Annotated in this window: 16 protein-coding genes; 11 read left to right on the top strand and 5 right to left on the bottom strand. The window is 66.3% G+C overall.

What is annotated here, in order from left to right; all coding sequences use genetic code 11:
- Positions 1–111: 111 nt before the first annotated feature.
- Entirely contained in the window at positions 112–2,916 is a 2,805-nt protein-coding gene (acnA, locus tag A3K89_RS08715) for an aconitate hydratase AcnA (RefSeq protein WP_068424217.1), read from the bottom strand.
- Positions 2,917–3,257: 341 nt separating this feature from the next.
- Between acnA and A3K89_RS08710 the strand changes: the two genes are divergently transcribed.
- The 8 genes from A3K89_RS08710 to A3K89_RS08675 all read left to right on the top strand — a co-directional run bounded on the left by A3K89_RS08710 (position 3,258) and on the right by A3K89_RS08675 (position 11,990).
- A complete protein-coding gene (locus A3K89_RS08710) occupies positions 3,258–3,800 on the top strand; it encodes an Rv1476 family membrane protein (protein WP_068424215.1) in 543 nt (180 codons plus the stop codon).
- 415 nt (positions 3,801–4,215) lie between these two features.
- Positions 4,216–5,733: an NlpC/P60 family protein gene (locus A3K89_RS08705; RefSeq protein ID WP_068424213.1), complete on the top strand. Its 1,518-nt coding sequence runs from the start codon at positions 4,216–4,218 to the stop codon at positions 5,731–5,733.
- A gap of 154 nt (positions 5,734–5,887) precedes the next feature.
- The gene (locus A3K89_RS08700; protein ID WP_068424211.1) at positions 5,888–7,156 is read left to right on the top strand and encodes an AAA family ATPase; all 1,269 of its coding nucleotides are present in this window, start codon (positions 5,888–5,890) and stop codon (positions 7,154–7,156) included.
- Positions 7,153–8,145, top strand: coding sequence for a DUF58 domain-containing protein (locus A3K89_RS08695; protein WP_068424209.1), 993 nt, complete (start codon positions 7,153–7,155; stop codon positions 8,143–8,145). Before A3K89_RS08700 ends, A3K89_RS08695 begins: the two co-directional genes overlap by 4 nt.
- A complete protein-coding gene (locus tag A3K89_RS08690) occupies positions 8,142–9,134 on the top strand; it encodes a VWA domain-containing protein (RefSeq protein WP_068424207.1) in 993 nt (330 codons plus the stop codon). Before A3K89_RS08695 ends, A3K89_RS08690 begins: the two co-directional genes overlap by 4 nt.
- Positions 9,135–9,199: 65 nt before the next feature.
- Complete coding sequence (fabG1, locus tag A3K89_RS08685; protein WP_068424205.1) at positions 9,200–9,922, top strand: 3-oxoacyl-ACP reductase FabG1; 723 nt, start codon at positions 9,200–9,202, stop codon at positions 9,920–9,922.
- A gap of 63 nt (positions 9,923–9,985) precedes the next feature.
- Positions 9,986–10,810 (top strand): NADH-dependent enoyl-ACP reductase InhA, encoded by an 825-nt coding sequence (gene inhA, locus A3K89_RS08680; RefSeq protein ID WP_068424203.1) that lies wholly within the window; start codon positions 9,986–9,988, stop codon positions 10,808–10,810.
- A 100-nt stretch (positions 10,811–10,910) separates the two neighbouring features.
- Positions 10,911–11,990 carry a ferrochelatase gene (locus tag A3K89_RS08675; RefSeq protein ID WP_068425913.1) on the top strand — a complete coding sequence of 360 codons (1,080 nt, stop codon included), beginning with the start codon at positions 10,911–10,913 and terminating at the stop codon, positions 11,988–11,990.
- A 27-nt stretch (positions 11,991–12,017) separates the two neighbouring features.
- On the opposite strand, the gene A3K89_RS08670 is transcribed toward A3K89_RS08675, so the two are convergent.
- The gene (locus A3K89_RS08670; RefSeq protein ID WP_068424201.1) at positions 12,018–12,842 is read right to left on the bottom strand and encodes a hypothetical protein; all 825 of its coding nucleotides are present in this window, start codon (positions 12,840–12,842) and stop codon (positions 12,018–12,020) included.
- A 72-nt stretch (positions 12,843–12,914) separates the two neighbouring features.
- On the opposite strand from A3K89_RS08670, the gene A3K89_RS08665 reads away from it, so the two are divergent.
- The 3 genes from A3K89_RS08665 (at position 12,915) to A3K89_RS08655 (ending at position 15,448) form a co-directional block, all read left to right on the top strand.
- Complete coding sequence (locus A3K89_RS08665; protein WP_068425910.1) at positions 12,915–13,724, top strand: DUF3097 domain-containing protein; 810 nt, start codon at positions 12,915–12,917, stop codon at positions 13,722–13,724.
- Positions 13,725–13,800: 76 nt separating this feature from the next.
- Positions 13,801–14,232, top strand: a complete 432-nt coding sequence (locus tag A3K89_RS08660; RefSeq protein ID WP_068425907.1) for an NfeD family protein — start codon at positions 13,801–13,803, stop codon at positions 14,230–14,232.
- Between the two features lie 4 nt (positions 14,233–14,236).
- A complete protein-coding gene (locus A3K89_RS08655) occupies positions 14,237–15,448 on the top strand; it encodes an SPFH domain-containing protein (protein ID WP_068424199.1) in 1,212 nt (403 codons plus the stop codon).
- Between the two features lie 22 nt (positions 15,449–15,470).
- On the opposite strand, the gene A3K89_RS08650 is transcribed toward A3K89_RS08655, so the two are convergent.
- From A3K89_RS08650 to A3K89_RS08640, 3 genes are read right to left on the bottom strand one after another with little or no spacing between them, the layout of a single operon-like run.
- The gene (locus A3K89_RS08650) at positions 15,471–15,989 is read right to left on the bottom strand and encodes a hypothetical protein (protein ID WP_068424197.1); all 519 of its coding nucleotides are present in this window, start codon (positions 15,987–15,989) and stop codon (positions 15,471–15,473) included.
- The gene (locus tag A3K89_RS08645; RefSeq protein ID WP_068424195.1) at positions 15,986–16,606 is read right to left on the bottom strand and encodes a hypothetical protein; all 621 of its coding nucleotides are present in this window, start codon (positions 16,604–16,606) and stop codon (positions 15,986–15,988) included. Before A3K89_RS08645 ends, A3K89_RS08650 begins: the two co-directional genes overlap by 4 nt.
- 60 nt (positions 16,607–16,666) lie before the next feature.
- Positions 16,667–17,353 (bottom strand): TVP38/TMEM64 family protein, encoded by a 687-nt coding sequence (locus A3K89_RS08640; protein WP_068425905.1) that lies wholly within the window; start codon positions 17,351–17,353, stop codon positions 16,667–16,669.
- Positions 17,354–17,442 lie beyond the last annotated feature (89 nt).

Raw genomic sequence — 17,442 nt, 5'->3', positions numbered from 1 at the left:
GTCGTTCCTACTCTCGATGAAATCTCCGCCGAACGGCGATGGACCCGGAAGAAGCCACTTCCGGGTCCATCGCCGTGACGGAGCAGATCACTACTGCGGTCGAGGAACCGATCAGCCGCGAATCATGTTGCGCAGCACGTATTGCAGGATGCCACCGTTGCGGTAGTAGTCCGCCTCACCGGGGGTATCGATGCGCACGACGGCGTCGAACTCGATCTTGGTGCCGTCTTCCTTCGTGGCGGTCACGGCCATCGTCTTCGGCGTGACGCCCTCGTTCAGCTTCTCGATGCCGACGATGTCGAACGTCTCGGTGCCGTCGAGCTTCAGCGACGCGGCGCTCTCACCGGCCGGGAACTGAAGCGGGACAACGCCCATGCCGATGAGGTTCGAGCGGTGGATGCGCTCGAACGACTCGGTGATGACGGCCTTGACGCCGAGCAGACGGGTGCCCTTGGCGGCCCAGTCACGCGACGATCCCGAGCCGTACTCCTTGCCACCCAGCACGACGAGCGGGATGCCCGCTGCCTGGTAGTTCTGCGACGCGTCGTAGATGAACGCCTGCGGGCCGCCGTCCTGCGTGAAGTCGCGGGTGTAACCGCCCGAGACGTCGTCGAGGAGCTGGTTGCGCAGACGGATGTTCGCGAACGTTCCGCGAATCATCACCTCGTGGTTACCGCGACGCGAGCCGAGGGAGTTGTAGTCCTTGCGCTCGACGCCGTGCGCGTCGAGGTACTGCGCGGCCGGGGTACCGGACTTGATCGGGCCTGCCGGGCTGATGTGGTCGGTGGTGACCGAGTCGCCGAGCAGTGCCAGAACGCGTGCACCCTTGATGTCCTCGACAGGGGCCGGGTCCATCGTCATGCCGTCGAAGTACGGAGCCTTGCGGACGTACGTCGAGTTCTCGTCCCACGCGAAGGTGTCGCCCTCGGGCGTCTCGAGGTTCTGCCAACGGCTGTCGCCGGCGAAGATCGTCTCGTAGGACTTGCTGAACATGTCCCGACTGATCGCGGACTGGATGGTCTCCTCGATCTCCTGCGAGGACGGCCAGATGTCCTTCAGGTAGACGGGGTTGCCGTCCTGATCCGTTCCGAGCGAGTCGCTCTCGAAGTCGAAGTCCATCGTTCCGGCGAGACCGTACGCGATGACCAACGGAGGCGAAGCCAGGTAGTTCATCTTGACGTCGGGGGAGATGCGACCCTCGAAGTTACGGTTTCCGGAGAGAACCGCGGTGACGGACAGGTCGTTGTCGTTGATCGCCTTGGAGATCGGCTCGAGCAGCGGGCCGGTGTTGCCGATGCACGTGGTGCATCCGTAGCCGCCGAGGTAGTAGCCGAGCTTCTCGAGGTACGGCCACAGGCCGGCCTTCTCGTAGTAGTCGGTGACAACCTGCGAGCCCGGAGCCATGTTGGTCTTGACCCACGGCTTGGTCGACAGACCCTTCTCGACGGCGTTGCGTGCGAGCAGCGCAGCTCCGAGCATGACCGACGGGTTGGAGGTGTTGGTGCACGAGGTGATACCCGCGACGACCACGGCGCCGTGGTCGAGAACGAACTCTCCGGCCTCGTCGGTGACGACCTTGACCGGCTTGGTCGGGCGACCCTCGGAGCCGTTGGCGGCCGACTGAACGTCGACGGCACCGTCGTCGGCGAAGGACAGCACGGCCGGATCGCTCGCCGGGAACGACTCTTCGACTGCCTCGTCGAGCTGGGTGTGCTCGGCCGGGTAGTTCTCCTCCACGTAGTTGTGGATGTCCTTGCGGAACGCGACCTTGGAGTCCGACAGCAGGATTCGGTCCTGCGGACGCTTCGGGCCTGCGATCGAGGGGACGACAGTGCTGAGGTCGAGCTCGATGTACTCGGAGTACTCGGCTTCGTTGTCCGGGTCGTGCCAGAGGCCCTGCTCCTTGGCGTACGCCTCGACGAGAGCGATCTGCTCGTCGCTGCGGCCGGTGAGGCGCAGGTAGTTGATGGTCTCGTCGTCGATCGGGAAGATCGCTGCGGTGGAACCGAATTCGGGGCTCATGTTGCCCAGCGTCGCGCGGTTGGCCAGAGGAACCTCGGCCACGCCCTTGCCGTAGAACTCGACGAACTTGCCGACCACGCCGTGCTTGCGCAGCATGTCGGTAGCGGTCAGCACGACGTCGGTCGCGGTGACGCCCGGCTGGATCTCACCGGAGAGCTTGAACCCGACGACGCGGGGGATGAGCATCGAGACGGGCTGGCCCAGCATGGCTGCCTCGGCCTCGATACCGCCGACGCCCCAGCCCAGCACGCCGAGGCCGTTGACCATCGTGGTGTGCGAGTCGGTGCCGACACAGGTGTCGGGGTAGGCCTGGCCCTTGCGGGTCATGACCGTCGGTGCCAGGTACTCGATGTTGACCTGGTGGACGATGCCCATGCCGGGGGGGACGACCTTGAAGTCGTCGAACGCGCCCTGGCCCCAACGCAGGAACTGGTAACGCTCGCCGTTGCGCTCGTATTCGAGATCGACGTTGCGCTCGAGGGCATCGGCCTTGCCGAAGACGTCGAGGATGACCGAGTGGTCGATGACCATGTCGGCGGGGGACAGCGGGTTGACCTTGTTCGGGTCGCCGCCGAGAGTCGTCACAGCTTCGCGCATGGTGGCGAGGTCGACGACACAGGGAACGCCGGTGAAGTCCTGCATGATGACACGTGCAGGGGTGAACTGGATTTCGATGCTGGGGTCCGCGGACGGGTCCCACGACGCGATCGAACGAATGTGGTCGGCGGTGATGTTGGCACCGTCCTCGGTGCGAAGGAGGTTCTCCGCGAGGACCTTCAGCGCGTAGGGCAACTTCTCGGCGCCGGGCAGGGCCGACAGACGGAAGATCTCGTACGAGTTCTCTCCGACTTCGAGGGTGCCCTTTGCACCGAATGAATCATTACTGGCGGTCACTTCAGCTCCACTCGTCTATGAGGCACACCGCCGACGGGGCTGTGTCGACGGTTGAAGCGAGGCGTACGTCGCGGGCCGGTTGGCGCGGGTGAACGTCTCGTTCTCGAGTCTAACAGTACGCTTGTCCGGTTGAAACGAAGGGCAGCCTACATGTTCTTGCGGTTGCCGTTCGGGGTCGATTTTCGTGTAGTTGCTGTGGGTTCGCAATGCAGGGCAGCCTCAGTCTCTCCGGCGTGGGACCGGCGGGCCGACGACTCGAGGACGCCCCGTGACGCTATGGTCTGTGCGGTGCGGTCGCTTCCGCCCCCGACATTCCTTTCCTAGATCCGACTGGACGAGAGATGCCTGAACCGATCCACGCCATTGCTCCGCTCGCGGCCTTCGTTCCCCTTGCCGCGGACATCCCGCCGGGTGTCGACGTGGATTCGATCGTGGCTGCGGTCGAGGCAACCGGAGTGAGCGCACCTGCTTCCGTCGAAGACGGTTTGCTCGATGCGGTCCAGCGCGCGGAGGACAACGGCATCGATCTGAGCATCGTCGTCGTCGAACAGAACGCGTCGCACGATTCGCAACTCCGAGATCTGGCGACGGCCGTGGGCGCGCAGGACGGCGGCACGGTTCTCGTGCTGAGTCCGGGGCAGGTCGGATCGTTCAGCGATTCCGTCTCGCGCGTCGTGCTGGAAGCCGGACAGGACCGCACGTACACCGGTGACCCCGTCGTGGCGGCGGACAACTTCGTCGACACCCTGACCGGGGACCAGACTCCGTGGGCGCTCATGACCGGCGCCATCGTGGTCGTAGTCGCCGGTGCAGCCGCGGCCACCGCGGTCGCCAAGGTTCGTCGGCACACGTCGGTCGAGCATCGGCCGACCGCCGACCGGTAGCAGCCGTTCACGACAGCGCCCCGACCACGCGGTCGGGGCGTTCGTCGTATCGGGGTCACGATCCCCGGAAAAAGACCGAAGAACTGTTTTCGGCATAACCCGAGTTCAGCGCGTTTTCGCTGGTCGAATTACAAATGTGTTCTTTGTGACTGGAGTTTCATTAGTGGGCGAAGTGTCGTACGGTGCCATTGGCACTGCTGGGGAAGGAGTGTCGCAGAGGGCAGAGGTCTATCCGTGGGGAAACGGTCGACCGATGCTTCGGGTGTGACCGACGTGGTCTGCACCTGTCGTGTTGCTGCGTGCTTTCTTCCTGCTCGGCGAGTGAGCAGACGCATCCGACGTGGATGCGACGGGCCGCTCGACCGGCGACGACGTTCATCGAACGCCGCGAGTGCCGGGACCGAGGGAGACATTTGTGAGGCGACGGGCATTCCGCAGTACTCGCCGTAGGACGTTCTCGGGTTCTGCTCGACTACTGGTCGGGGCCGGCCTGGTCGTCGCGCTCATGGGCGCAGTGTCCGGTACCGCGGCCGCAGTTCCACCGCCACCTCCCAACCCGTCCGATTCGGACCTCGCCGCAGCCGGCTCGCGCGTCGACTCGTCGCTCGGCGCGGTCGGTGACCTGATCAACCAGGTTGCGGCCGCGAACCAGCAGTTGGCGCAGCTCGACAACGACGTCGCCATCAAGCGCGAGGACGTCAACAAAGCGCTCGTCGATCTCCAGAACGCCCGCGACGCGGCGGATCTGGCGGCGCAGGTCGTGGCGACGGCGCAACAGGCTCTCGCCGACGCCGGTGGCCAGATTCAAGCCGCGCAGCAGAAGTTCGACGAATTCGCTCGGTCCAGCTACACGCAGGGCTCGGGAGTCGCGTCGGTCGCGTCGTTCCTCGGTTCGACGGGCCCGGACGACATCCTCGACCGCGCGCAGGTGTTGCGGGTGTTGTCGAACAGCCAGAACGCGGTGCTCGACGGTCTGCAGCGTGCTCGTGCCGAGGAAGCCAACAAGGAGTCGACGGCACGCGAATCCAAGCAGCAGGCCGACGCCGCGTCCGCCGAGGCCGAGAACAAGAAGGCCGAAGCGGAAGAAGCGATCGCCGTCGCCCGAGCCGCGTTGCAGGCCCAGGCCGATCAGAAGGCCGCGATCGAGAGCCAGCGTGACGCTGCCCAGGTGCAGCTCGACGCGGCTCGGTCCGACGTCGCCGGTCTGCAAGGTCAGCGTGCGGCGTACTCGGCGTGGGAGCAGCAGAAGGCTGCAGAAGACGCCGCCATCGTCGCCGCGGCCGCGGCCGCGAAAGAAGCTGCTGTTCAGGCCGCCGCCAGGGTCGCAGCGAACCAGGCGGCGGCAGCAGCTGCCGCGGCTGCCGCCGCCGGCCAGCGAGCCCACACCGACATCGACGACGAATCCAGCAGCATCGGTGACAGCGACAGCGACAGCAGTTCGGGAACCGCCGCGACGCCGACGCCGAAGAAGCCGCGCAGTTCGGGCCAGTCGAACCCGTCACTCACCGGAAGCGCCGCCATCGAGCTCGCGATCGACCGCGGTATGTCGCAGCTCGGCGTTCCGTACTCGTGGGGCGGCGGCGACGAGAACGGCCCGACCAAGGGCATCCGCGACGGTGGCGTCGCCGACAGCTACGGCGACTACAACAAGGTCGGATTCGACTGCTCCGGCCTCATGATCTACGCGTTCGCAGGTCTCGGGATCTCGCTCCCGCATTACACCGGCTACCAGTACACGGCAGGCAAGCAGGTGCCGTCCTCGGACATGAAGAGGGGCGACATGCTCTTCTACGGTCCCAATGCGAGCCAGCACGTCGCGCTGTATCTCGGCGACGGCAAGATGCTCGAGGCGCCACAATCGGGCGACGTCGTCAAAGTTTCACCCGTCCGATACGACGGCATGACGCCGTACGCCGTGCGTATGGTGTCCTGAGCGGGTGTAGTTCGCCGGTGGCCTCGGCCTTCCGGCACGCGAGAGAATCACCTGGAATAGTTGGCGGGGGACACCGACGTGCCCGAGAGACGATGCGAATGAAAGCGGTGAATTCTTGGTGACATCACGTGACGGCAGCGAACCGAACGGCAGTATGCCGAGCGGGGGCGGTTCGAGCCGGACGGACACCTCGGCTCTCGCCCAGGATGTTCAGACGCTCGAGAAGGCCGTGTACGAGGTCAAGCGTGTGATCGTCGGCCAGGATCGGCTGGTCGAGCGCATTCTGGTCGGCCTTTTGGCCCGTGGCCACGTTCTCCTCGAAGGCGTTCCCGGCGTGGCGAAGACGCTCGCGGTCGAGACCTTCGCGAAAGTGGTCGGCGGATCGTTCTCTCGTGTTCAGTTCACGCCCGACCTCGTACCGACCGACCTGATCGGTACGCGCATCTACCGGCAGGGCCGCGAGGAGTTCGACACCGAACTCGGCCCCGTGGTCGCGAACTTCGTCCTCGCCGACGAGATCAACCGCGCACCCGCGAAGGTGCAGTCGGCGCTGCTCGAAGTCATGGCCGAGCGGCACGTGTCCATCGGCGGCAAGACGTTCCCGATGCCCGATCCGTTCCTCGTGATGGCGACGCAGAACCCGATCGAGAACGAGGGTGTGTACCCGCTTCCCGAGGCGCAGCGCGACCGCTTCCTGTTCAAGATCGTCGTCGACTACCCGTCGGTCGAGGAAGAGCGCGAGATCGTCTACCGCATGGGAACGGCAGTGCCGACACCCAAGCAGATCCTCGACCCCGTCGAGCTGGTCCGGCTGCAGAACGTCGCGAGTCAGGTGTTCGTGCATCATGCGCTCGTCGACTACGTCGTCCGAGTCATCGCCGCCACCAGGACCCCGGAACAGCTGGGCCTCGACGACGTCGCCAGTTGGATCGCGTGCGGAGCGTCACCACGCGCCACGCTGGGCATCATCTCGGCGTCCCGCGCGCTCGCGCTGCTCCGTGGACGCGACTACGTCGTCCCGCAGGACGTCCTCGAAGTGATCCCCGACGTGCTGCGTCACCGTCTCGTGCTGTCGTACGACGCGCTCGCCGACGAGGTCACACCCGAGGACGTCATCACGCGCGTGCTGCAGACGGTGGGTCTGCCTCAGGTGTCACCGCAGGCCGTTCCCGTTCCGCAGCAACAGGTTTCGCAGCAAGCGGTTACGCAGCAGCAGGGGCCGCATCAGGCGCCTGCCCACCCGCACGCCCCGCAGCAGCCGCACGCACAGCAGCCCGGACCGCACCAGCAGGGACCGCAGCAGCACGGACCGCAACAGCCGGGCCAGGCGCCGTTCCCCGGTAACGGGCAGCAGGGTGCACCGGCGCCGAACCTGGACAAGTCCGCTGGCAATTCTCCGGCCGTGGGTAGCCAGAAGCAGTGAGTGGGGCAGCAGCCGGCGCGGCCGCTCGGTCGTCCGACGCGCGTCCGCCCTCGTTTCGCAGCGGTGAGCTTCGGGACCCGACGCTGACGGCGGCGCTCCGCACTCTCGAGCTGACGGTGCGTCGTCGACTCGACGGTGTGCTGCACGGAGACCACCTCGGGTTGATTCCCGGGCCGGGCTCCGAGCCCGGTGACGCACGCGAGTACCAGCCGGGCGACGACGTACGCCAGATGGACTGGTCCGTCACCGCTCGCACGACGCATCCACACGTCCGGCAGTCGGTCGCGGACCGGGAGCTCGAGACATGGATGGTCGTCGACCTGTCGGCCAGCCTGGACTTCGGCACGACGGGATGCGAGAAGCGTGATCTCGCGGTGGCCGCGGCGGCAGCGATCACGCATCTGACGAGCGGTGGAGGTAACCGGATCGGCGCGGTGGTCGCGACGGGAGAGAACACGACGCGTATTCCGGCGCGCGGTGGCCGAGTGCACCTTCAGTCGATGCTTCGAACCATCGCGACGACGCCGAGCGCGGCGGACGGTGTTCGCGGAGATCTGCGGGGTGCGATCGAGTCGTTGCGTCGGCCGCAGCGGCGGCGCGGTATGGCTGTCGTCATCAGTGACTTCCTCGGTGAGATCGACTGGGAGCGTTCGCTCCGTGCCATCGCGGCTCGGCACGATGTGCTCGCCGTCGAAGTTCTGGACCCGCGGGATCTCGAACTACCCGATATCGGAGATGTGGTGTTGCACGATCCCGAATCCGGTCGCACGCGCGAGTTCAGCGTGACTCCGCGTCTCCGTGAGGACTTCGCGGAGGCTGCAGCGAATCATCGGTCCGAGGTCGAACGAGCGTTGCGTCGCTGCGGAGCACCGCGGATGACGCTCCGCACCGACGGGGACTGGATCGCCGACGTCGTCCGCTTCGTCTCGTCGCGGCGTCACACGCTCGGTGCGGGTGCCGTCACCAACGCTCGGGTGGGTCGCCGGTGAGTCTGTCGGATTTCACGTCACCGTGGTGGCTGCTGTTCCTGCTCGTCGTGATCGGCCTCGTCGTCGGTTACGTTCTCGTGCAACGCACGCGGCACAGGCACACGTTGCGCTTCTCCAACATGGACCTGCTGGAGAAGGTCGCGCCGACGCGTCCCGGCTATTGGCGGCATGTGCCGACTGCGCTCGTCCTCGTCGGCTTGCTGCTGTTGACGGTTGCGCTCGCCGGTCCCACGTCGGATCAGAAGGTTCCGCGGAACCGGGCGACCGTCATGCTCGTCATCGACGTGTCGCTGTCGATGGAGGCCACCGACGTCGAACCGTCGCGCCTGGCGGCCGCGCAGGAGGCAGGCAAGTCGTTCGCCGACGGGTTGACGCCCGGCATCAACCTCGGTCTCGTGGCGTTCGCGGGCACCGCGTCGGTGCTGGTCTCGCCGACGGCGAATCGCGAAGCGACCAAGACGGCCATCGACAAGCTGCAGTTGAGCGAACGTACCGCGACGGGTGAGGCGATCTTCACGTCGCTGCAGTCCATCGACACACTCGGTGCCGTCCTGGGCGGCGGTGACGCGGCACCGCCCGCACGCATCGTGCTGTTGTCCGACGGCAAACAGACCGTTCCCGAGAGTCCGGACGATCCCCGCGGCGGCTACACGGCCGCACGTGCGGCCAAGGACAAGAACGTTCCGATCTCGACCATCTCGTTCGGTACGAGCTACGGCACCGTCGACATCGAGGACGATTCCGGTGTCGAACGTGTCCCTGTTCCCGTGGACGACCCGTCGCTCCGAGAGATCGCGAACCTGTCGGGCGGGAGTTTCTTCACGGCGTCGTCGCTGGAGGAACTGCGTGCGGTGTACGACACTCTCGAAGAGCAGATCGGGTTCGAGATCACGCGGGGCGACGCGAGTCGCCCGTGGCTGATTCTCGGAGTCCTTTTCACCGCAACAGGATTGGGCACGGCTTTGGTCCTGCGGCAAAGATTGCCGTGATTCCCTGTTACTACTCACCAGTAGCTCTGCTTTGCCATTTCCGCACGAACAGATAGGTTGCAGACATGTCAACACCCGACTTCACCGCTCGATCGGTACTCGTCACCGGAGGTAACCGGGGCATCGGCCTCGCCATCGCACAACGGCTCGCCGCCGACGGTCACAAGGTCGCCGTCACGCACCGCGGATCCGGAGCGCCCGAGGGTCTACTCGGCGTGAAGTGCGACGTCACCGATTCCGAGTCGGTCGACGCTGCGTTCAAGGAGGTCGAGGAGAAGCAGGGCCCCGTAGAGGTGCTCGTCGCCAACGCCGGAATCACCGACGACACGCTGCTGATGCGTATGACCGAGGAGCAGTTCGAGCGGGTGCTCGACGCGAACCTGACGGGTGCGTTCCGAGTTGCCAAGCGTGCCAACCGCGCAATGCTGCGTGCGCGCTGGGGCCGCATGGTGTTCCTGAGTTCCGTCGTCGCGCTCGGCGGTGGCCCGGGCCAGATCAACTACGCGGCGTCCAAGGCCGGTGTCATCGGTATGGCTCGTTCCATCACACGTGAACTCGGTTCGCGATCGATCACGGCGAACGTCGTCTCGCCGGGATTCATCGAGACCGACATGACCGCCGATCTGCCCGACGACTTGCGCGGCAAGGCAAAGGAATTCATCCCGCTGCAGCGTCTCGGCCAGCCCGAGGACGTGGCGGCCGTCGTCAGCTTCCTCGCGGGCCCCGACTCGGCGTACGTGTCCGGTGCGGTCATCCCCGTCGACGGCGGCATGGGCATGGGCCACTGAGCCCTCGTCGGTCATCCGGCTTTTCATTTCTCGATTCGTTTCCGATTTCGACAAGGAAGACACATGGGCGGACTGCTCGAAGGTAAGACAATTCTCGTCACCGGCATCATCACCGATGCCTCGATCGCGTTCCACGCTGCCGCCATGGCGCAGAACCAGGGCGCCAAGGTCATCATCACCGGGTTCGATCGGCTGCGTCTGATCGACCGCATCGCGCAGCGACTGCCGCAGCCCGTTCCGCCGGCCATCGAGCTCGATGCGACCAACGAGGAACACCTTGCGGCGCTGGCCGATCGCGTCCGTGAGGTCGCACCCGAGGGCCTCGACGGCGTTCTGCACTCCATTGCGTTCGCTCCGCGCACGCTGATGGGTCCGGACGCCAAGCCGTTCCTCGACGGCCCAGGCCCCGACGCCGCCAAGGCATTCGAGATCTCGGCGTGGAGCTACGCGTCGTTGGCTCGCGCAGCACTGCCCGTCATGAACGAGGGCGGTTCGATCGTCGGCATGAACTTCGATCCGCGCACCGCGATGCCGTACTACAACTGGATGGGCGTCGCGAAGGCCGCTCTCGAGTCGGTCAACCGCTATGTCGCTCGCGAGGTCGGCGAGGCGAAGAAGATTCGTTCGAATCTCGTTGCGGCAGGCCCTATTCGCACGCTCGCCGCGAAGGCAATCGCAGGCACCGCAACCGGTGACGCGAAGAAGATGAACCAGCTCAACGAGTACTGGGATGCCGCCTCGCCCATCGGCTGGAACTACGACGACCCGACGGTCGTCGCCAAGTCGGTCGTCGCGCTGCTGTCCGATTGGCTCCCCGGTACGACCGGTTCCATCGTCTACGTCGACGGCGGTGCCAGCCACAACACCTACCTGCCGGAAGGCATGTAGCACTCGTCGACTACCGGAAATGCGCGCTGCGGCGCGCATTTCCCGTATTCGGGGTCGGTGCGTGTTCGGTCACACGAGGGCCAGGCGCACAATGGAGCCCATGACGACGACGTCCCCCGGTTACGACGCTCTTCTCGTTCTCTCGTTCGGCGGCCCCGAAGAGCCAGCCCATGTCCGACCGTTTCTGGAGAACGTCACGCGTGGGCGCGGAGTGCCCCCCGAGCGCCTCGACGCGGTCGTCGAGCACTACATGCATTTCGGTGGAGTCTCTCCCATCAATGCTCTGAACCGCGACATCATCGCGGCGATCGAGACCGAGTTGGCCGCGGCCGGAATCGAATTGCCGATCTACTTCGGGAATCGGAACTGGCATCCGATGGTGGAGGACACCGTCGCGCAGATGGCATCCGACGGCGTCGAGCGTGCTCTCGTCTTCCCGACGTCGGCGTGGGGCGGTTACTCGGGCTGCAGGCAGTATCACGAGGACGTCGCGCGCGCCCGTGACGCCGCGGGTGACGGCGCCCCGGACCTGGTGAAGATTCGGCAGTACTACGACCATCCGGCGATGATCGCAGCGTTCGCCGATGCCATCTCAGCGGCACGGGAATCCCTTCCCGAAGAGCATCGGCAGACCGCCCGGGTCGTGTTCACCGCGCACTCCATTCCGAGCGCCGCCGACGCGAACGCAGGTCCGCCGGAAGACGGTGGCCATCTGTACAGCAGGCAGGTCGCCGAGGCGTCGCGACTCGTGGCGGCCGCGTCGGGCATCGACGACTTCGATCTCGTGTGGCAGTCCCGTTCGGGCCCACCGCAGGTGCCGTGGCTCGAACCGGATATCTGCGATCATCTGGAGTCGTTGTCGCGTGACGGCGTCGACGCCGTTGTCGTCTGCCCGATCGGGTTCGTCTCCGACCACCTCGAAGTGGTGTGGGATCTCGACACCGAGGCGAAGGACAAAGCGCGCGAGCTGAACATGGCGTTCGCGCGGGCGGCGACGCCGGGTACCGATGCACGGTTCGCGCAGATGGTCGTCGAGCTGGTTCGCGAGCACATCGCAGGTGCCGACGAACGTGGCCGAGGCACGGTCCCGCGCTACGGATCGACGCTCAACGGGTCTCGCTGCGCGTTCCGGTGCTGCGAACAACCGGCACGTCCCACTCGTGCCGGGGCCGCGACCTGAGGGCAGCGGCGACACCGTTCGCAGGCGTCAGCGGCGGGGAACGCTCGACGCGATACTCGCGGAGATCGCGCCGAGTCGTGCGGAGCGAACCGCGTTCCACAGCGGTCTGATCAGGTCCTCGCGCGCAGCCGCCGAGTGCGCGGTGGGTTCCTCGGTGGGCGACGAATGGCGAGCCACCGACAGGATCGCTGCGACACGGTCGGCGGACTCGAGAACGCGGAGCGCGCGTTCGGGCGTCTCGTCGGGGTAGCGGTGCCGAGAGAGTTCGGCGAGCTCGGCCGCGATGCGGGCACGCGGGTCACCGAGCTCGGATCGCGTGGGCAGTGACTGCATCGTCCCGAGCGCATCGGCTGCGCCGCGAACGGCCTCACGCATGGCGTACTCGGCTTCACCCAACGTGAAATCGGTGCCTGCGTGCAGTGGGACATCGATGACGAACACCGTCCAACGCAGGACGTCGGGGCCCTCGACCGTGGGGACGATGCCGAGACCGCGGGCCCCGGGATCACCGACGACGACCGCCTGCTCCGCTCCGATGGCGCTGCGCGCGAACGGCGTTCCCGGCGGCAGATGGGTGGTCGTGGCACCGGGCCCCGGCAGCAACAGCTCGATGCCGGGTTCGGTGCGCTCGGCGGGTAGGTGACGTCGAATCACGGTGAGCAGTCCCGCGACGCCGTCGGCGCGCGGACTTGGCCACGACAAGCCGGTGGCGTCGGCGGACGGGCCGTCGCCTGCAACGAGAAGATGCATCGGCGCCCATTCGGTCAGGGCGTCGATCACGTCGTCGGGCGCACCGATTCCGGCCAGCCACGAACTGGCCCACACGGCGAGGCTTGCACTGGGAGAACTCACGACTCACGAGCATAGGACGGCGTGGCGACAGGCGCACAAAGGTGGCCTTCGATACCGTGATCCGCCGTGGACATGTACGGCGGAGACATTCTTGCGGGGCACAGCCGGATGCGAAAGGTGCCCGCACCTCGCGTGCCGGCCGAGCGCGGACTGGTCGTGGAGGACGCAGCCAGCGGGTTCTGCGGCGCGGTCGTCGGGTTCGAGCGCACCTACGACGGCGATTTCGTCCGACTGGAAGATGCGGCACGCACGACGCGGTTGTTCGCGCTCCGCGAGGCGGCGTTCATGATCGACGGCAAACGCGTCACGCTCGAGCGCGCGGTGGCACCGAAGAAGCAGGAATCGACGCGATCGGCGTCCGGTTCGACGAAGGTGGAGAATCTGCGGGCTCGTACCGCGCGTGCCAGCCGAATCTGGGTCGAGGGAGTGCACGACGCGGCCCTCGTGGAACGTGTGTGGGGCCACGATCTTCGGGTCGAGGGTGTGGTCGTCGAACACTTGGAGGGACTCGACAATCTGGGGGAGCGGCTCGCCGACTTCCAGCCGGGGCCGGGTCGTCGTGTCGGTGTGCTGGTCGACCACCTCGTCGAGGGCTCGAAGGAGTCTCGGCTGACGACCTCGCTCGGGGAGCACGTTCTCGTCACCGGCCATCCGTACATCGACGTGTGGGAAGCGGTGCGCCCGAAGGCGGTCGGGATCGCCGCGTGGCCGAAGATCCCTCGCGGTGAGGACTGGAAGACCGGTATCTGCCGCGAACTCGGATGGGGGACACCCAAGGACGGTTGGCGACACGTGTACGGGTCGGTGTCGACGTTCCGCGATCTCGAGGCGCCGCTGATCGGCGCGGTGGAGCGTCTCGTCGATTTCGTCACCGAGGTCTGATCGGCGTTCGTTTCCGAACACCGCCGTACGCAGCGACGCTGCCGCCGGATGTCCGGTTTGTGGTTGTATGGTCGGTGTGGCGGCGATCATCTGGCTCATCGCAGGAGTGGTACTCGCGGCTGCCGAAGCACTGACGGGCGATTTCTTCCTGCTCATGCTCGCCGGTGGCGCACTGGCCACCGCCGGGGTTTCGGCCGTGACGGACTTTCCGGTGTGGGCCGGCGCGCTCGTGTTCGGCGTCGTGTCGCTGGCCCTCGTTCTCGGCGTGAGGCCGATTCTGCTCCGCAAGTTCGCGAAGCCGCCGCTTCTGCCGACCAACGCTGCCGCGTTGACCGGCAAGAGTGCCCTTGTGCTGGAACAGGTTTCGGCGCACGAAGGACAGATCAAGCTCGCCGGCGAAGTGTGGACGGCTCGTCCGCTCGACGAGACCGAGGTGTATGCGCCGGGCACCACCGTGACCGTGATGGAAATAGACGGCGCTACCGCCGTCGTGTGGAGGGGACCGTAGCTTCATGGCAGCACTGATAGTTCTCGGCGTGATCGTTCTGCTCGTCGTCGTTCTGGTCGCGAAATCCGTTGCGCTCGTTCCGCAAGCGGACGCAGCGGTCATCGAGCGGCTCGGGCGCTATTCGAAGACGGTGTCCGGTCAGTTGACGTTCCTCGTACCGTTCGTCGATCGCATCAGGGCCAAGGTCGATCTGCGTGAGCGCGTCGTGTCGTTCCCTCCGCAGCCGGTCATCACGAAGGACAACCTGACGGTGTCGATCGACACCGTCGTGTACTTCCAGGTCACCAATCCCCAGGCTGCGGTCTACGAGATCAACAACTACATCGTGGGTGTCGAGCAGCTCACGACGACCACGTTGCGCAACGTCGTCGGTGGTATGACGCTGGAAGAGACGCTGACGTCGCGCGATTCGATCAACGGCCAGCTGCGCGGCGTGCTCGACGAAGCCACGGGTCGGTGGGGCCTGCGCGTCGCCCGCGTCGAACTGAAGAGCATCGATCCACCGCCGTCGATCCAGGAGTCGATGGAGAAGCAGATGAAGGCCGACCGAGAGAAGCGGGCGACCATTCTGACGGCCGAAGGCCACCGAGAGTCGGCCATCAAGACGGCCGAGGGCGACAAGCAGAGCCGCATCCTCGCAGCCGAAGGCGCCAAGCAGGCCGCCATTCTGACGGCCGAGGGTGAACGCCAGTCGCGCATCCTTCGCGCTCAGGGTGACCGTGCCGCGAAATACCTTCAGGCGCAGGGCCAGGCGAAGGCCATCGAGAAGGTGTTCGCCGCGATCAAGGCAGGCAAGCCGACTCCCGAGCTGCTCGCGTACCAGTACATGCAGACGCTTCCCCAGATGGCGCAGGGCGATGCGAACAAGGTCTGGATGATCCCCAGCGATTTCGGGGATGCGTTGAAGGGGTTCGCGAAGAATCTCGGCGCGCAGGGCGAGGACGGAGTCTTCCGTTTCGAGCCCAGTGCCGACGGCGGTGTCGCGCCCAAGCCGGAGGACGATTCGGCGGAGGTCGCCGACTGGTTCGAGGCCAAGACCGACCCGGCCGTGGCGGAAGCCGTCAAGGCAGCCGAGGCCGTCGCCCGGACACCGGTCGACACGTCTCTCGCGCCCGACCCGAGTCTGACGAAGGGTCTCGATCTGGGCGAATTGTCCGCCCGTCAGCCGGAGACCGGACCGCTCACGCCGTCGATGGATCCCGAACAGCAGCGGTGACGCCGACGTCGGGCCGCTGGTGTCACGTCACCAGCGCCTGACCGACGCCGCACACCGCTACGGCCCACATGACGCTCGTGAACGTGCCGATGATGAACTGCTCCGAGGCTGCCGACGCCTGAGCCCCGCGTAGCTCGGGATAGCGTGCAAGACCCTTGACCGCCAGCACGATGGCGATGCCCTCGGGCCATCCGGCCAGGATCGACGCCGCGACCGCGCTGCGTTCCAGGATTCCGATCGTGCGACCACCGTGCAGAGGCTGATCCGCGGCGTCGGGAGCCGGACCGTTCGTCCGACGTGCCAGTCGGAAGACCGCCGTGACGACGGGTGAGCCACCGGTCAGCGCTGCCGCGACGGTGAGCACGTACGTGGCGGCCAGCGCGAATCCTGTCGCCGGGTGTGTGTTCGCGCCGGTGACGGCCGCCGCTGCGAGCAGGATCGTCGCTGCGGCCGCCGGAAACCAGTGCGGGACGGGCCGACGCGGCGGTACGACGGCTGCAGCAGCCGCGGCTCCGAGCAGAACCAACGTCACGACCGTCATGTATCCCCCTGTGTTGTGTGACCCGGTGCCGTGTCCAGTTCGGCGAGCAGACGTTCGGCCAAGACCCGTCCGCCCGCCTCGATGGTCCACCGGGCCACCGACAGTCGTTGCGACATGGCCTGCTTGCTGATCCCCAATACTTCGGCGGCGCTCTTCTGGGTATGACCGTCGGCCATCAGATCGACCGCGGCGTGACCCTGGTCGGTGCGGTCAATGACGAGCAGGGCAACCAGCGTGAGGGCCGTTTCGGCGTCTCGGCTGCGGCCTTCCGACGCGGCGTCGGCTGCGGTGATCGCGATCGACGCGGGCGCGTTCTTGGCCCGGGTCACGGCGTCGCGCGCCGCCTCGAACGCCGGGCCCCGACCTGCGCGCGTACTCTCCGGCAGCGGCTGTTCGACGGAACCGACGCCGATGCCCACGCTCCACCACCCCTGCCTGACCAACGACAGCGCGATGTCGACCACCGTGCGGGCGTCGGCTGCGACAGCTTGTACCTCGTCGCCCGCAGTTCGTTCGAACGGCCGGACCAGCCGGGAGTCCTGCATGCTGTCGAGCAGCCGGCCGACGCGGTCGACGTCCCGGCGGCTACCGCGTTGGTCGACCGTCAATACGTACATTGCGACAAGGCTAGAGACTGGATTCCGCCAAGTCAATGCATTTAGCTTGACTGACGAGAATCAAGCATCCAAGCTTGACGGTGATGTATCGGCCGAACGCCTGTGCGACGTCACCGACAACCTCCAGTCGACGACGAGGCCCACCACGCCCACCGCGATGCACACGCCCGACAGCGCCAACAGCAGTGGATCGGTGTGGCCGCCCAACGCGTCCCCGAGTACGACGATGCCGATCGTGCCGGGTACGACGCCGACCGCCGTCGCGGCCGCGAACGGAAGCACTCGAATCGACGACACCCCACAGCAGTAGTTGACGACGGAGAACGGGACAGGGGCGATCAACCTGAGGGAGCCAACGGCCAACCAGCCGCGACGAATCAGGCTGTCGTCGATCGCCTTCACTGCCGGGTGGGTCAAACGCGTCGCGAACCATTCGCGGCCGACCGCGCGCACCAACAGCAGCGCCAGGACTGCGCTGACGGTGGTGGCGCCGACGGTGACGGTCAGTCCGATCGCCGGGCCGAACAGCACACCGGCGGACAGTGTGAACAGAGTTCGCGGAACCGGTGCGATGGTGACGATGGTGTGGACCGCGAAGAACACGACAGGAAACAGGGGGCCGATCGACTGCGCCCATGCGCGGACCTGCGCGATGGACGGGTGCGGCACGATCAGGGCCGCGGCGGTCAGAACGACGACGAGAACGACGAGTCCGATGAACCTCGGATCACGCAGTCGCTTCGCCACGTTCACCGAGACTACCGGCGCGAACGATGCTGTCGATCGCTGGAAAGGGCTACCGACGAGAACGTGAGGTGTTCCTCACGATAATGTCG

This window comes from Rhodococcoides kyotonense (assembly GCF_001645385.1).
Classification (GTDB): Bacteria; Actinomycetota; Actinomycetes; order Mycobacteriales; family Mycobacteriaceae; genus Rhodococcoides; species Rhodococcoides kyotonensis_B.
The sequence above is the reverse complement of the archived record's forward strand: the minus strand, read 5'-3'. Positions and strand labels throughout refer to the sequence as shown.

What these genes read in the sequence shown, in the direction of transcription:
- A3K89_RS08645 (WP_068424195.1), bottom strand. Translation starts at nt 16,606, where the DNA reads ATGTACGTATTGACGGTCGACCAACGCGGTAGCCGCCGGGACGTCGAC.
- A3K89_RS08650 (WP_068424197.1), bottom strand. Translation starts at nt 15,989, where the DNA reads ATGACGGTCGTGACGTTGGTTCTGCTCGGAGCCGCGGCTGCTGCAGCC.
- inhA (WP_068424203.1), top strand. Translation starts at nt 9,986, where the DNA reads ATGGGCGGACTGCTCGAAGGTAAGACAATTCTCGTCACCGGCATCATC.
- A3K89_RS08700 (WP_068424211.1), top strand. Translation starts at nt 5,888, where the DNA reads ATGCCGAGCGGGGGCGGTTCGAGCCGGACGGACACCTCGGCTCTCGCC.
- A3K89_RS08665 (WP_068425910.1), top strand. Translation starts at nt 12,915, where the DNA reads ATGTACGGCGGAGACATTCTTGCGGGGCACAGCCGGATGCGAAAGGTG.
- A3K89_RS08655 (WP_068424199.1), top strand. Translation starts at nt 14,237, where the DNA reads ATGGCAGCACTGATAGTTCTCGGCGTGATCGTTCTGCTCGTCGTCGTT.
- fabG1 (WP_068424205.1), top strand. Translation starts at nt 9,200, where the DNA reads ATGTCAACACCCGACTTCACCGCTCGATCGGTACTCGTCACCGGAGGT.
- A3K89_RS08710 (WP_068424215.1), top strand. Translation starts at nt 3,258, where the DNA reads ATGCCTGAACCGATCCACGCCATTGCTCCGCTCGCGGCCTTCGTTCCC.
- A3K89_RS08675 (WP_068425913.1), top strand. Translation starts at nt 10,911, where the DNA reads ATGACGACGACGTCCCCCGGTTACGACGCTCTTCTCGTTCTCTCGTTC.